Origin of the sequence: Microcystis sp. M49636_WE2 (assembly GCF_030065375.1) — a bacterium.
Classification (GTDB): Bacteria; Cyanobacteriota; Cyanobacteriia; order Cyanobacteriales; family Microcystaceae; genus Microcystis; species Microcystis aeruginosa_C.
This window is the reverse complement of record NZ_JASJFG010000427.1, coordinates 1-15,345: the sequence shown is the minus strand read 5'-3', so window position 1 is coordinate 15,345 and position 15,345 is coordinate 1. Positions and strand designations below refer to the sequence as shown.

Genomic DNA, 15,345 nt, shown 5'->3' with positions numbered 1-15,345 from the left:
CTTGATATTTTCCTGTTTTGATTTGTTGAGCAATCAAATCTTCTATTTCCGGTGTCAGTTGGATAGTGTTCATCGCTTCTCCTAATTACCGTGCTATCATCTTAATCCAGTATTATAGCGCAGACTTTTTAGCATCTTATAGTTTTAACAGATTTTGGACAGAATGCGAGATAGACGGGTTCATCTCCCTGAGTCTAAGTCTTCTAGAACTCTTAAGCTAAGGAAAAGGGGGACTTAAGAAGAGCAACAACCAGTACGTACTCCCCTGCTCCCGGTGCTTCCCTATCCTGCTTTTGTTATAGATGAAGAAAAAGCTTTATTTGCTTGAGCATAAATTTTTAACGCTACAGACATTTGTTCTGGTGTAGTTTCTCCCTGGGATTGAAACCAAGCAAAAGTTTCTGGATCTATTTCGACTTTTACAGTAACAATATCTTCAGGTAGTCGCAATTGTGCTTTAACCCAAAAATCTTCTGATAGGGGAGGAATATCAGAAGTATCAATATCCTCATCTTTCATTGCATCAATTCTACTTCAATCTGTTTTTGAGATATTGCTCATAATGTTTTCCTTCGTAAGATAAGTAGTCGTGCAAAATTAATTTCCTAGTGAAGATAGGCAAGAGGCAAGGGGCAAGAGGCAAGAGGTGGTTAGATATGTGTAATTAATTTTGCTTAGGTACTTAATGCTTTTCTTAAGGATATAATGTGAATTGTTTGATTGTCAGGTTCAGTATAGACAATAACAACGACTCGTCCATCTAGTAAACCAATAGCCACAAAGCGAGCTTCTCCATAATTCTCTCGCTCATCCAATTCAACAACCATTGGCAAGTTAAAGATAGGATAGGGGTTCATCTATCCGAATCTAAGTCTTCTAGCACCCGTGAGTGGAGGGTTTCGGACGCTTCCCCAAGCTCGGCGTTTATGGGCCAAGCAAGTTGACACAATTTTTGCCTTATACCATTTCTCTAAATGAAAACTACACATCGAATTTAAGTCACCCTTTTTAAGGGGGATTTAGGGGGATTAAACTTCTGTAGTCAGACTTTGGAGAATTGGTATTACTTTTATGAAACCACCCTGCTAAATACCCCTTAAAAAGGGGTATTTAAAGCTGAAAAAAGGGGCTTTGCGCCCCCAAAAATCTTTAGTCAACGGCTTAAAAATCTACACCAGACTATAGACAATTACTAAGCCCAAAACTGCGGCAAAGACAATTAAAGCGTAGAATTGGGCGCGACCATTTTCGAGGTATTTGAGACCTTCACCACTGACAAGAGTAGCTAAACCGGTTAAATTCACTGCCCCATCGATAACGCGATAATCCACTTCCATAATTTGCCGTGCGAGACGACGACAACCCTGGACAAAAACTCGATCATAGAGATTATCAATGTACCACTTGTTCAGGGAAAAACGATACAAAACGGGGAATTTTTCGGCAATAGTTGCGGGGTCAATTTTCTTCTGGAGATACATCAAAGAAGCGACAGTAATCCCGATTAAAGCAATCCCCACCGAATTACCCGCCATAATCAGAAACTCTGTCCAATCAAAAGCATGAACTTCTTCCACCACTTCGTTAGGAACATGAATAAAACCCTCGAAGAAATTCTGCCAAGGTTTACCCACCAAACCGATTAACAAAGAAGGAACCGCCAAAATCATGAGAGGTAAAGTCATAGTAATTGGCGATTCGTGGGGTTCATGGGCATGATGGCCGTGGTTGTCTTCTTCCTGTGCTTCCGAGTCTAATTGCTTAACATTCATCGCCCCCGGTCCAAAAGCGGGAATCGCACCCGCATTGGCTAACAGTCGGCGTTTAATCTCCTTATTAGTCCCTCTAAACTCCCCTTCAAAAGTGTTAAAGTACATCCGGAACATATAAAAAGCTGTTAAACCCGCAGTCCCCCAACCGATTAACCATAAAGCTGGGTTCGCCTCAAAAGCTAAACCGAGAATTTCATCCTTCGACCAGAAACCAGCGAAGGGAGGAATCCCACAGATGGCCAGAGTTCCCACCAGGAAAGTTAGGGCAGTAATGGGCATATACTTGCGTAAACCGCCCATCATCCGCATATCTTGCGCTAAAACCGGCTCATGACCGACCACATCCTCCATACCGTGGATGACCGAACCAGAACCGAGGAACAACATCGCTTTAAAATAAGCGTGGGTCATCAGGTGGAATAACCCCGCACTATAAGCGCCGATACCCATAGCCATAACCATATAACCCAATTGGGAGATGGTGGAATAGGCTAAACCCTTTTTGATATCATTCTGGGTGAGGGCGATACTTGCCCCTAGGAAGGCAGTAAAGGCCCCCGTCCAAGCAATTACCGTCATCGCCGTGGGAATTGGCTCAAAAACGGGATACATCCGAGCAATCAGGAAAACTCCGGCGGCCACCATCGTGGCGGCGTGAATCAGGGCCGAAATCGGGGTCGGACCTTCCATGGCATCCGGTAGCCAGACATGAAGGGGAAATTGGGCTGATTTGGCCACCGGTCCCAGGAAGACTAAAACGGCGAATAATGCCGCTAAACTGCCGGCAATGGCTCCAGAAGAGACTAATTCCTCTAGACGTTCACCCATGATATCAAACTCGAAGCTGCCGGTAGCCCAGAAAAGCCCCAGCATTCCCAGTAATAAGCCAAAATCGCCGACGCGGTTGGTAACGAAGGCTTTTTGACAGGCCTCGGCAGCCGCCGGACGAGTGAACCAGAAACCTACTAGCAGATAGGAACACATCCCCACCAATTCCCAGAAAACGTAGATCTGGACGAGGTTGGGACTGATGACCAAACCGAGCATAGAACTGCTAAAAATGCTCAGATAGGCGTAAAAACGCACATAACCGGGGTCGTGGGCCATGTAACCATCGGTATAAATCATCACCAAAAAGGCTACGGTGGTGACGATAACCGACATTAAAGCGCTGAGATGATCGATCGTATAACCCATTTTCAGGTGAAAGTTACCCGCCGATGCCCAATCGATCATTTGGTTGTAGGGAGCGTGTCCATTGATTTGACTCCACAGCAGCGCAAAAGACAGCACCATCGACGCGCCGAGGGTAGAAATGATCAATACAGCATTCACCTGTCGCAGACGATTGGTGACTTCATTAAAGGAAATTAAGCCCGCACCGACTAGGGTAGCGCCTACCAAGGGTAGGACGGGAACTAGCCACGCGTACTGATAAAGCGGTTCCATTCAGTAATACCTAGTTTACAATTTCACACTATTTGGTTTATCCTCATCTATTGTGACATAGGTTAATTCTTAAGAAAGTGTTTATACCTAGTTTTGCTCAACAGGGCGGCGAAAGGTCAAAGGATCTTATCGATTTGGCAGTTTAGCGAGCGGGACGGTAATTTTTAGGGAGAAGCAGCAAAATTATCGAATAACCACGAAAGCAAGAGAAAGACCAAATACGGGTTTCCCCTAGCCAATAGGACAATTTATTTAGTACAATTTAACTATACCGATCAAAATTAGTCTAAAAGGGAAATCATTCTTTATATAGTGCCTGTCACAGTTAAAATCATTGAGTATGATGGGGAGTTTAACTTAACGAGGTATCATGTCCACCGCTCGCCATATCCTAGCACTTCTAAAAAGTCATGTAGAAGGAGAAGAGCAGCAATTTTATTCTGCTGCCCTACAGATGGCTGCACACGAAGCAAGACAAGGACATGGTAAGTTAGCCCAAGAAATTCGCGAATTAATTGACCAAGCAAAGGCTAGTAAATCGGTTATTGAAAAAAAATCTGATCCAATTCCTTTAGTACAACCAAAAGGAGATTTAGCCAATCTGGTTTCGGTCAGATATCCTGATACTCGATTATCGGATATGATTTTAACCTCTGACCTTGAATTTAGACTTAAACGAGTATTAACTGAACAAAGACAAGGAAAAAGACTCAGAGAACATAATCTTACGCCTCGTCGAAAGCTGTTGTTAGTAGGTCCACCCGGTTCTGGTAAAACAATGACGGCTGAAGCTTTAGCAGGAGAGCTTAAATTACCTTTGTTTACGACTTTATACGATAGTCTAATGGGCAAGTATATGGGAGAAACGGCTAGTCGTTTAAAAGTGATTTTTGAGGCGATGACAATAACAAAAGGGGTCTATTTTTTTGATGAATTTGATGCGATTGGGACTCAACGTCACAATTCTAACGACGTGGGAGAAATTCGTCGCATTCTCAATTCTTTTTTGATGTTTTTAGAACAAGAGCAAGGGGATAGTTTGATTTTGGCAGCAACTAATCATCCTCAGTTACTAGACAAAGCTCTTTTTAGGCGTTTTGATGATGTAATTGAATATCAGCTTCCCGATGCCGCAATTATTCGTGAATTGATTGAATCTCGTCTTATTTCTTTTGAAATTGACTGGAAAGATTGGTCAAACATTCTTAATCAAGCCAATGGACTCGCTCAAGCTGAAATTGTCAGAGCGACAGATGACGCAGCCAAGCAAGCTGTTTTGTCAAATAGTCAGAAGGTAAGCGAAGATTCTCTGATTTCAGCTATTATGGAACGTAAGGATCTGAACTTCAATGAATAAAACCTAATCCCATAATGTCGCAACGTTCTCGCCGTCTTCCTCACTTGTATCTACGGAATAACGATAAATTTCGTGAAAGCGTCAATTATACTTCACCGCGCTCAGTTCCTAATCCACCACCACCCGATCGGAACAGAATAGAACACGCTGCAAAATTAGAACTTGCTATTGGTGAAGCGATTACGAAAGCTCGTCAACAATTAGAATCCCGTTTATCGGCAATTGCCGTCGGACAACCCGGATTCTATTTAGAATTTCAGGTAACAAAAGATCAAGCGAATGCTTTTGAAAATTTAGGAGATAAACGCAAAAAAATTGAATTAGTTGCTGTTAAGCCTTCTCCTGAACAAGAAAATATAGTTAAGGCTACTGTTTTTGTACCAGAGTCAGCGACAGAATTTTTTGAGAACAAAGTAGAAGAATATCGTGATGAAGAAACAACAAAAGGAAACCCAAAAAATGCAGCCCTAATAACACGACTAGAAAACGTTGAAATTGGTACAGTTCAATCATTATTTACTGATGATCCTGCTTTATTTCCTCAGAATGGACAATCAATATGGTGGGAAGTATGGTTACGTCGTGGACAACTTGAAGACTTCCAAACCATTGCTCAAAGACTCGATATTATGACTAAATTTCATATACATTTTCCCGAAAGAACTGTTACTTTAGCTATGGCTAATGTAGAAAAAATACAGCAAGTTCTTCAAAATTCTGATACGGTTGCAGAATTAAGAATTGCTAAAGATACGCCTTCCTTTTTTCTTGATATGAAATTAATTGAAAAGGAGGAATGGGTCGAGGATTTATGTAATCGAACTTTACCTCCTAGAGATAATGCTGTTGCTGTCTGTCTTCTTGATTATGGAGTTAATAGACGACATAAACTGATTGAAAAAGGTCTTGATAGTAGTGATTTATATACTTGTGATCCTAATTGGGGAACTCATGATCCTCATAATACACATGGTACAGAAATGGCGGGTTTAATTCTTTATGATGATTTATTTAATGCTTTACAAACACAAGGATATATAACGCTTATTCACCGTTTAGAATCAGTTAAAATTCTCCCTCCTGTCGGACAAAATGATCCTGAACTTTATGGCGCAATTACAGAGCAAGCAGTCTCTCGTCCAGAAATACAAAATCCCAAGCGAAAACGTATTTTCTGTATGGCTGTAACTAGCGAGCAGCCATCACCAAATTATGGAACTCCCTCCTCATGGTCAGCAGCAATAGATCAACTATCTTTTGGTGAAGATAATTTTAAGCGATTAATCATTATTTCAGCAGGAAATATCAGAGAAGAAATATCTTTATCTGATTATTTAACCCGCAATGATGTGGCAACAATTGAAAACCCAGCACAAGCTTGGAATGCTCTTGTTGTGGGAGCTTACACTGAAAAAGTTAATATCAGTCATCCCGACTTTCAAGGTTGGCAACCTGTAGCTCCTTGGGGTGATTTATCTCCTAAAAGTTGTACTTCTGTTTCTTGGGAAAATCAATGGCCAATTCGTCCGGATATTGTTTGTGAAGGAGGAAATTATGCCTCAGATGGGGAAAATTCTGCACAAATGATTGACGATTTATGCTTATTAACAACTGCTCATAGTCATAACTATAAATTGTTTACTTATATGTGTGATACCAGTTGTGCAACTGCACTCGCTAGTTATATGGCTGCTCGAATTCTTTCAGAAAATCCCAAATATTGGCCAGAAACAATACGCGCTTTAATTGTTCATTCAGCCGAATGGACTGTTAGGATGAGAGCTAATTTTCCAAAGAAATTGAAGCAGCAAGATAAAAAAAATTTGATTCGTCGCTATGGATATGGTGTTCCTGATTTAGACAGAGCTTTAAAAAGTTCAAATAGTGACTTAACAATGGTTATTGAAGATCAATTGACACCTTTTAAAAAAGATGGTAGTGACATTAAAACAGACAAAATGAATCTTCATAGCTTACCTTGGCCAAAAGAAAAGCTAGAACAATTAGGAGAAGCCAAGGTAGAACTGAGAGTAACTTTATCGTATTTTATAGAACCTAATCCAGGGGAGCGAGGTTATAAAAGAAAACACCATTATGCCTCTTATGGACTCAGATTTCAAGTAAAAAAACCTTTAGAGACCAATCAACAATTTCAACATAGAATTAATAAAGCTACCAGAGAAGAAGAAAAAAATATTTCTGGCATTAAAGAGGAAGATAACTGGTTTTTGGGTCCTCATTTAAGGAGTCAAGGTTCACTTCATTCTGATATATGGACAGGAACGGCCGTCGATTTAGCAAGTAGAGGAATGATAGGCGTTTATCCTGTTGGTGGATGGTGGAAAGAACAAATACAAGAGGAACGCCATGATCAACCTGTTCGCTATACATTAATTGTAACGATTCGAGTACCAGAAATTGAGTGTGATATTTACACCCCTGTATCTAATTTAATTTTAATCAGTCAAGATACACCCACTAACATACCAATAGAAACAGAGATTTAATCTTTACATCGAACTTCATTCATTAAATATATCTCAGGAATTGAGAAAATTGGTAACAATTCTCTGTAAGTTTCCCTACTAACTTTTTCACCTTCGCTCCCCAACAACCCAACTTAATCAGCGCGATTTAGACATGGCTAGAGGAAATAGAGGTTTAGATGAACTAAAGAGTTAGTCAATAATGGGTAAAATGTTTGTATATAGGACATTTTGAAACCCGCGGATTTGCCGCCCGATGGCAAATCATTCCCACTTCCATGGCGCGTTACGTCCCATAAATTCCCAACTCATTTTTTCCCCATGACTAAACCCTTAGACTCCCTGAAACAGCCCAATCCCTCGGAAAAAACAGCCCCTAGAGATGATTGGTTAGATAGCGAACTATCTCGTTTAGAAGATTATGAACCTTACGATTGGGGAGAAATAGATCCCTTAATGTTAGGCAAACCCGTACAATATGTTTCTAGTATTGGCTTAGTTGTCGAGGGTGGCAAAGATTGGGGTTGCTGATTTGCAATAGGAATCTTCTTGTGTGGGGTTTTTAAAACCTAGAGCTAAACTAACTTTTGGATAGGATGCACAGTTGGCATTCATAGCTTGAGTCAGCAACACCCCTCCCCAGCAACCCAAGTTAATCAGTGCGATTAAAACATGGCTAGAGGAAATAGAGGTTTAAGCGATGGTTAATCTTCTGGATCTTAGTCAGTTATACTAAGTATATCCATAACTTATACTTTTTAATAGCAGAACCGACTGAAGAGCAATATTTACCTATTCAGGTATTAGATACCCTAGCTGATCCATCTGCCAACCTAACTTAGTTGGCTGCTGATAAACCTTTTTTAAAGTGTTAATATCCCGGCTAGAAATCGGGGCAATATCTCTAGTTTGAGCGAAATACATTACATCCGTCTCTAGGGGACTATGACCCCAAATTCCCAAAGCGTGACCTAATTCGTGCCGCGCTGCCGCTAAGGCCGACCGATCGGCTAAATTAGGACTAATCTGGATACTCATCCGATGAGTTAGGCGATTTTCCTTGACAAAAATCTCGTATTGTGTTACGGCAGAACGCACCCGGGGCAGTTCTAACTTACCAGTTTCGGGATTAAAACGGACTCCCGAGGGCGGTAACTCCCGTTTAATGAGGATATCGGCCAATTCTGCCCGATTTACCAACTCCATCGGCAAATACTGCCCCCATTCAGCGATCGCCTGTTGTACCAAACTCAGCCAAGAACTGCGATCGCTGTGAACATAAATCTTCACGGGAAATTGCGACCAAATCAACGCCCCCACGGGACTGATTTCCACAGCATCAAAATAATCCCCGGACTGGTTTTGCTCTTGCCATTGGGCTAAATTAGCGGGTAAAGGATGGGTTTTTAACTCTGGTAGCGATCGACTGTCGGCAATCAAAGAATAGGAAAACAGCAAAAGACTCGCCAAGGCTGCGAGTCCTAGAAAAGAGAACCGACCTCTTAGCATTTAGCGATTTAACCAGCCGGCGCTCAGTACAATAGTTAGGGTGATAAATACCGTCCCCAACGCCCAAGTCACCTGATTTAAGGTTTTTTCCGCCGTTTTTGCGCTGGTAAAAATCTGTGATTGACCGCCAATACCGCCAATACCATCCCCTTTGGGACTGTGTAATAACACCAAAATCGCCAGAAAGGCCGCCGCCAGCGCCCAAATAATCTGTACTACCAGCACCACTGTCATGATTATTACTCTCTATTTTCCATTACAAAGTATAGCAGTTATCAAGCCGTCAGCTTTGAATTAGTTATCAACTGGAGTCCTCTTCATCGTCTATATCCTCAAGTGTTAGTGGTGCTTGGGCGCTATGGCGAACATATAAGTAGGTAGGCGTTAAAAGTTGTCAGACACCCCCCTTATCAAGGGGGGATTAAGGGGGGACTAAGGGGGGATCGGCACCCCCCTTATCAAGGGGGGCAGGGGGGATCGAACCTAAAATCCATTTTTAATTTAATTATAACCAGCTACTTAACACATAAACCGTACTATCTCTAATTGTAAAAAGCACTCGATAGACATTTTTACCTTTCCCATAAAAAAGTTGTCGGACTTCTTTGGGTAGAAAAATCGTCTGTTCGAGCGCTAAAGCACAACGAGTTGGTTTCTCTTGCAGAGTCGCAATAGCATTCATTAATCCTCGAAACCAACGGTCAGCAAACTCGGCATTATAACCTCGATACCAGCGATAGGCTTTTTCGATCTGTGCCGTGGCAGTTGGGGTAATTTCAACCTGAAATACCATATTTTTCGGCCATTTCTTGGGCAAAATCGGCAAGAGGACGGGTTTTACCGGAGTTTATCTCCTCAAAACCTTGCTGAATCCCCTCAATGCTCTCTAAATACTCCATCAGTTGTCTGAGCTTACTAGGATCGATTTGATCGAGAAAAGTCACCAGCACTTGTGAGCGATCGCTAATATCATTGGGTAACTCGGTTAGGTGTATTTGTCCATCTCGATAAACACCTTCGATGGTTTTCAGCATAAAATTCCCCTTTCTTGACTTTTTACTCGTTAAAGCGAGATGCGGACGGGAGTGCGACTGGCTTTAATTTCCACTTCGGCCGGTTTAATCAGCGATCGCCCGGTCATTTCCACTGGGACAGGAATAGAGAGAATTTCCAGGATAGTGGGGGCAATATCGGCTAAACGACCATCATCCCGCAGCTGCACATCGCCACCGTGGCCGGGGATTTTTCTCCCTTCCCCTTCAATTAAAATTAAAGGAACGGGATTAGTCGTATGGGCCGTCCAAGGATTACCCGACTCATCCACCATCGTTTCCGCGTTACCGTGGTCGGCAGTGATTAACACTGTTCCCCCCAATTTATTGACGCTACTTAACAACTTAGCCAAGCATAGATCCACCGTTTCCACTGCTTTCATGGCCGCGTCTAAAATGCCCGTATGACCCACCATATCGGGGTTAGCGTAATTGACTACCACCAGACTATAGATCCCCTGTTCGATCGCCCCACAGACCGCTTCTGTCACCGCGGCTGCCGACATGGCCGGAGCTTGATCATAGGTGGCGACTTTTGGACTAGGAATTAATTCGCGCACTTCTCCCTCAAAGGGTTTTTCTAACCCCCCATTAAAAAAGTAGGTGACGTGGGGATATTTTTCGGTTTCCGCACAACGAAACTGTTTTAATCCCTGTTGAGCGATCACCTGTCCTAAAATATTATTTAAATTCTGGGGGGCAAAGGCCACATCTACCGGTAATTTCGGATCGTATTGGGTGAAAGTGACAAAACTAAGCGGAGAAATTAAATCTCGATCGAAATCTTCAAAATCGGGCATAGTCAGGGCATAACATAACTGTCTAGCTCGATCGGGACGGAAATTATAGAATATCACCCCATCGCCCGCTTCGATCGCCCCCGGGGCAATTCTGGTGGGGGGAATAAATTCATCGGTAATATTTTGATCATAAAATGCCTGTAATACTTCCGTGATCGATCGCCCGTCGATACCTTGATCACTGGTCATCACGTTATAGGCTTTTTCCACCCGATCCCAACGGCGATCCCGATCCATGGCATAATAACGGCCACTGAGAGTCACCATGCGACCGAGACTGATTTTATTAATATGTTCTTGAATCCGTTTAATAGCGAGCATCCCGTCGGTAACATTAGTATCGCGACCATCGGTGATGACATGAATGCAGACATCGCTAATCCCTTGCACTTTCGCTAAGTCTAATAATCCCAGTAAGTGATCGAGATGGGAATGGACTCCTCCCTCAGAACATAAACCAATTAGGTGTAATTTGCTTTTTTTGGGGCGAATCTCGGCGCAGAGTTTTAATAAAGCCCGATTTTGTTGAATCGAACCATCTTCGATCGCATCGGAAATTCGTACTAATTCTTGTGGGACAACTCGCCCCGCTCCGATATTCAGGTGGCCAACTTCCGAGTTGCCCATCTGTCCTTCTGGTAGTCCCACATCCTTAGCGGAGGTGCGGATTAAGGTGTGGGGATACACTTCCCAGAGACTATCCATAATCGGGGTTTTCGCCATTGCGATCGCATTATCCGACCTTTGCGGGCGATAACCCCAACCATCAAGGATAACCAGCACGACTGGGGATATAGGTGCGTGGGTCATGATATACAGTCCTAAATCAAGAGTGGATTTCCATGCACTAAGATAATATCATCGAAACTTCCATTGATCACCGGTGTCGAGGCGATCAACCCCCTAATGTCAGCAAATGATGGGGTAGTGAGAATTTCAGTTAGGAATGAGGATTTAATAAGTTGCAAATCTAGAACAACTGTGGCTTTGCCGTGTAATTCCATTGAGGAAGTGGGGTGATAGGGAAGTGGGGTGTGGGGAGAAACAATTCATAACTTGAGAGTTAAGTACCTAAGCAAAATTAATTACACATTTCGATAAAGCCTTTGCCTTTTGCCTTTTGCCTATCCTAACCAAGAAATTAATTTTGCACGACTACTTAGGGTCTGCTGAATAAATCTAAAAACCTTGCTGGATAAGACTTTTAGACTTTTTTTCCCTGAAAAAGTGCCTACCATTGGAGTGATCGGGGGTAAAATTTAGGGATTTTTTCCCTGAAAATTAGGTAACTGACTACCTCAAAATCGGTAAAACCCCACACCCCACAACCTGCCCCCACCAACAAACTTTTTTAGCAGACCCTATTTATTGAGAATGAGCGGAGGAACCCTGAAAATTTCGGCTTAGTTGGTGGCAGCTTGCCGCCAAATCACTCCTCTAGATAAGTATTTTGACTCACGCCCCTCCCTCTTTTGAGACCTTGTGACACTTAGGGTGCGGAATGTGGGATTAAAATAGTCGAACCAATAGGCTAATCTTGATGCGTCCAAGAGCGATGAGCCAGACGCAAACCCCAATCGAGCAGATAACCAATCGCGCCAATAACGAGAATCACTGCCATCAACTCTGAATAGGCGAGTCGATCGCGTGTATCGAGAATATAATAACCCAAACCCGCACTAACCCCCAGCATTTCCGCCGGGACAAGAACGATCCAGATAATACCTATAGCCAAACGGAAACCAGTTAGGAGATGGGAGAGGATCGCAGGCAGAATAATCTGGAAAACCGTTTCCCCTCGGGTAGCACAGAGACTGCGGGCTAAAGTCAACCAAGAGCGATCAACCGCATTAACCCCAGCAGCCGTATTGAGAAGGATCGGCCAGATAGCCGCCACCGTCAGCAAAAAATACACGGGTAGATCACCAATGCCCAAAACCATCACCGCTAAAGGCATCCAAGAAAGGGGCGAGATCATGCGTAGAAATTGAAATAGGGCCGACAAAGCCGATTCAAGGGAGCGATACAACCCGATTAATACCCCCAACGGCACACCGATGGCACTAGCGAGAACCAAGCCCACAATAACCCGGCGGCAACTGGTGAGGATATGGGGCATAATCTCCCCCCCAACAAAAAGACGTAATAAAGCGACAAAAGATCGCTCAGGGGAAAAATCATTTAAAATCGGGTTTGAGTGCCATAGAGGACTGGTAAATAGCCACCAGAGCAATAATCCAAAACCGATACCCCATAAGGGTAGTAAAGCTCTTGGCGGGGAGGTCAAAGATTGTGACTTCATGGGTTCAGACCTTTAAAATTTGATCGTCTCGATGCGGGAGAGATTATTCGGTAAGCCGAAAGCTTTCGGTCCGCCCACCTGTTGCAAGGCATTACGGACAAAAGAGTCATCCACGAGATCCCGGGCCACCTGTCGGGGTTGCAGTTTTTGGAGAAAATCCGTATTTCCTTCTACCTGAGTGATTTTGAGCAAGCGTACCAGTTCCTCGGTATAGGAAGGGAAAGGATAGGGCTGGAAATCGATCCGGTTGACTTGCCAGTCTGGATTCTCGATCGCTCCGTCTTTTTTATAGAAATTGCGATCGTAGTAAGTAAGCGCCCGTTGCAATACTGGCAGCGGGTGAGGCGTATATTTTCCACCATCTTTAGAGAGAATCCGGGCCACTTCCGAGCGATTGCCCCGGGACCAGAGTTGGGCTTTAACGAGGGCGTTTACCACCTTCTGCGTCCATTGTTTCCGTTGCCTAATATCCTCCTCGTGAACAAAGACGACGCAACAGGCGTGATTCTTCCAGACATCGCCGGTGAAACGGAGAACCCTACCGGTTTTGAGATTTTCCGCCGCTGCGTTGAAAGGTTCAGCAACGATATAACCGCCGATGCTCTTATTGGCGAGGGCTGATACCATATCCGGGGGCGGGAGAACCACTAGATTAACCTCGTTAGAAGCGATCGGCGCGTCCTTGGCTTTGCGAACTATTTTCAGCCCGTTACGTTGTAAGAGTTGTTGCAAGACCAAATTATGAATGGAATACCAGAAAGGAACCGCGATCGTTTTACCTCCCAATTCCCTGGGATTTTCAATATCGGGAAGGACGGTGAGGGCTGAACCGTTGGTATGGTTCCAAGCGACGATTTTAGCGGGGAAATTGCGCCCGTAACGAATCCAGATCGAGGTGGGAAAAAGAACATGAATAACGTTCACCTGCCGAGCGAGAAAGGCTTCAACAATCTGCGCCCAAGAACGGAATAGGCGCGGTTGTTCGGCAGTTAAACCTTCCGCTTGATAAAGTTTTCGGGAGTGGGCCACCAATAGGGGGGCGGCATCCGTAATCGGTAGATAACCGATTTTCACAGGCTGATCGTTGGCATTGGCGTTAACGGGGAGATTCCAATTATCGGCGGCGATCGCTGCTCCGAAGGAACTGGTAAACAGTGCCGAAAGTTTCAGGAAATCTCGACGGCTCATGCCGCAACAAGCACAATTATCGTGTAGGTTCATAGATTTACAGTGTCATCACAAGGGCTAATTCTTGAAAAATTGACCGGCGTAGATCACTCAAAAGCTTGGCTGACTCGAAACGGGGTTTCGGCATCGTGATCGTCCATTCTCGGCGGATGCCCACCGGATGACGGCCCATGAGAAGAACTCGATCGGCTACTAATAGGGCCTCGTCGATGTCGTGGGTAACGAGGAGAACCGTGCTGTTATAGAGAGCTATGACTTCTAGGAGGAGTTTTTGCATCTCGAAACGGGTGATCGCGTCGAGGGCGCTAAACGGCTCATCCAGGAGGAGGAGAGAGGGGCGGCGGGCGAGGACGCGGGCTAGAGAAACTCTCTGAGCCATACCGCCCGATAGTTGATGAGGATAGGCACGCTCGAAGCCCTCTAGTTTGACGCTTTTAACGGCGGTGTGAACCCTTTCGCGCAATTGCTGATGATCGAGGCGGGGCATCCGCTTTAATTTCAAACCAAAAGCCACGTTTTGCCAAACGGTTAACCAAGGTAAAAGGGCGGGGGATTGAAAGACGATCGAGCTGCGGATGTCTGGGGCTTGTAGGGGTCGTGAGTGCAATTGTATTTCTCCGCCATCGGCACTCTGCAAACCAGCGGCGGTGGCAAGGAGGGTAGATTTACCGCAACCACTGGCCCCAAGCAAACAAACCACCTCACCGGAGCGCACCTGTAGGTTAATATCCTCAAAAACGGTACGGTAGCCATGGCGGGTTTTATAGCGTTTATGGAGATTTTTTAGATTGAGGACGGGGTAATCCGTGGCGATACTCATTCCCTCACCCCCGCTCGCTCGAGTTCGCCAGGGAGAATTTTATCGGTAGAGGACTGACGTTGTAATTCTTTTTCCAGTTGAATCAGGCTCGGAGTTAACACAGGTAAAAAGGCGACTTCGCGCAGCCGTCGGGCCGTGTCGCTATTACGGAAATAGCCTTTTCCTCCCTTAATTTCCGCTTCTAACCCTACGGATTCCACCGCTAACCGGGTAATGTCCACTCTGAGGGTGAATAGTTGGCGTGTTCGTCCGAGATCGAAGCTTTCTAGGGTGCTGAATTGCTCGATTGTCTTTTCTAGACGAGTCAGACGCTCCCGGGCGAAGAAATAACGATCGCTGGCTACCGCTGCCTTTCCCCCTAAACTTTTCTCTGTCTCCCCAAGGGATTTACGCGTAATGCCAAGGGCCAGTCCGCATTGTAACAGCAAGAAACAGGGGCGGACTGAGGGTAAAAATTTTGCTGCTTCCAAGCTGATAATCCAGTCGTGAGATAACTGAACTCGATCGAATTCAAGGGTACTGGTGCGGGAAGCTTGTAAACCCAATAATTGTAGGTCTTCACCCCGTTTTAACCCCTCTGCGAAGGAGGGAAGGGCGAGGATAAGAGTTT

At 44.4% G+C, this 15,345-nt stretch carries 15 protein-coding genes and 1 pseudogene; 3 read left to right on the top strand and 13 right to left on the bottom strand.

The genetic code is table 11. The features are described 5' to 3' along the window. From PX484_RS25735 to PX484_RS10285, 4 genes and pseudogenes are all read right to left on the bottom strand, one after another. Positions 1–73 (bottom strand): annotated as a pseudogene (locus PX484_RS25735) (type II toxin-antitoxin system ParD family antitoxin); the annotation flags it as partial. A 209-nt stretch (positions 74–282) separates the two neighbouring features. Continuing rightward, entirely contained in the window at positions 283–519 is a 237-nt protein-coding gene (locus PX484_RS10295; protein WP_287765366.1) for a hypothetical protein, read from the bottom strand. A gap of 155 nt (positions 520–674) precedes the next feature. Then, a complete protein-coding gene (locus PX484_RS10290; protein WP_287765363.1) occupies positions 675–827 on the bottom strand; it encodes a BrnT family toxin in 153 nt (50 codons plus the stop codon). 342 nt (positions 828–1,169) lie between these two features. Then, positions 1,170–3,221, bottom strand: coding sequence for an NAD(P)H-quinone oxidoreductase subunit 5 (locus PX484_RS10285; RefSeq protein ID WP_104397469.1), 2,052 nt, complete (start codon positions 3,219–3,221; stop codon positions 1,170–1,172). A gap of 370 nt (positions 3,222–3,591) precedes the next feature. Between PX484_RS10285 and PX484_RS10280 the strand changes: the two genes are divergently transcribed. The 3 genes from PX484_RS10280 to PX484_RS10270 all read left to right on the top strand — a co-directional run bounded on the left by PX484_RS10280 (position 3,592) and on the right by PX484_RS10270 (position 7,595). Beyond that, on the top strand, positions 3,592–4,578 hold the full coding sequence (locus tag PX484_RS10280) for an AAA family ATPase (protein WP_110545949.1): 987 nt from the start codon (positions 3,592–3,594) through the stop codon (positions 4,576–4,578). Positions 4,579–4,592: 14 nt separating this feature from the next. Continuing rightward, positions 4,593–7,085, top strand: coding sequence for a S8 family peptidase (locus PX484_RS10275; RefSeq protein ID WP_287765359.1), 2,493 nt, complete (start codon positions 4,593–4,595; stop codon positions 7,083–7,085). Positions 7,086–7,385: 300 nt separating this feature from the next. Beyond that, positions 7,386–7,595: a hypothetical protein gene (locus PX484_RS10270; RefSeq protein ID WP_002761322.1), complete on the top strand. Its 210-nt coding sequence runs from the start codon at positions 7,386–7,388 to the stop codon at positions 7,593–7,595. A 261-nt stretch (positions 7,596–7,856) separates the two neighbouring features. Here PX484_RS10270 and PX484_RS10265 read toward each other — a convergent pair whose 3' ends face one another. From PX484_RS10265 to PX484_RS10225, 9 genes are all read right to left on the bottom strand, one after another. Then, positions 7,857–8,573 (bottom strand): peptidase, encoded by a 717-nt coding sequence (locus tag PX484_RS10265; RefSeq protein WP_287765356.1) that lies wholly within the window; start codon positions 8,571–8,573, stop codon positions 7,857–7,859. Then, entirely contained in the window at positions 8,574–8,807 is a 234-nt protein-coding gene (secG, locus tag PX484_RS10260; protein WP_002736485.1) for a preprotein translocase subunit SecG, read from the bottom strand. A gap of 271 nt (positions 8,808–9,078) precedes the next feature. After that, a complete protein-coding gene (locus PX484_RS10255) occupies positions 9,079–9,366 on the bottom strand; it encodes a type II toxin-antitoxin system RelE/ParE family toxin (RefSeq protein ID WP_002737927.1) in 288 nt (95 codons plus the stop codon). Then, positions 9,350–9,607, bottom strand: a complete 258-nt coding sequence (locus PX484_RS10250) for a hypothetical protein (RefSeq protein WP_002736285.1) — start codon at positions 9,605–9,607, stop codon at positions 9,350–9,352. Before PX484_RS10250 ends, PX484_RS10255 begins: the two co-directional genes overlap by 17 nt. Positions 9,608–9,636: 29 nt before the next feature. Next, the gene (gpmI, locus tag PX484_RS10245; RefSeq protein ID WP_287765353.1) at positions 9,637–11,235 is read right to left on the bottom strand and encodes a 2,3-bisphosphoglycerate-independent phosphoglycerate mutase; all 1,599 of its coding nucleotides are present in this window, start codon (positions 11,233–11,235) and stop codon (positions 9,637–9,639) included. 721 nt (positions 11,236–11,956) lie between these two features. Beyond that, positions 11,957–12,727, bottom strand: a complete 771-nt coding sequence (locus tag PX484_RS10240; RefSeq protein WP_002802509.1) for an ABC transporter permease — start codon at positions 12,725–12,727, stop codon at positions 11,957–11,959. A 12-nt stretch (positions 12,728–12,739) separates the two neighbouring features. Beyond that, positions 12,740–13,948, bottom strand: a complete 1,209-nt coding sequence (locus PX484_RS10235) for an ABC transporter substrate-binding protein (protein ID WP_287765350.1) — start codon at positions 13,946–13,948, stop codon at positions 12,740–12,742. A gap of 4 nt (positions 13,949–13,952) precedes the next feature. Further along, positions 13,953–14,735, bottom strand: coding sequence for an ABC transporter ATP-binding protein (locus PX484_RS10230; protein ID WP_287709702.1), 783 nt, complete (start codon positions 14,733–14,735; stop codon positions 13,953–13,955). Then, positions 14,732–15,345, bottom strand: a 614-nt coding sequence (locus PX484_RS10225) for an acyl-CoA dehydrogenase family protein (protein WP_502882721.1), incomplete at its 5' end; no start/stop codon positions are given. The genes PX484_RS10230 and PX484_RS10225, both read right to left, overlap by 4 nt.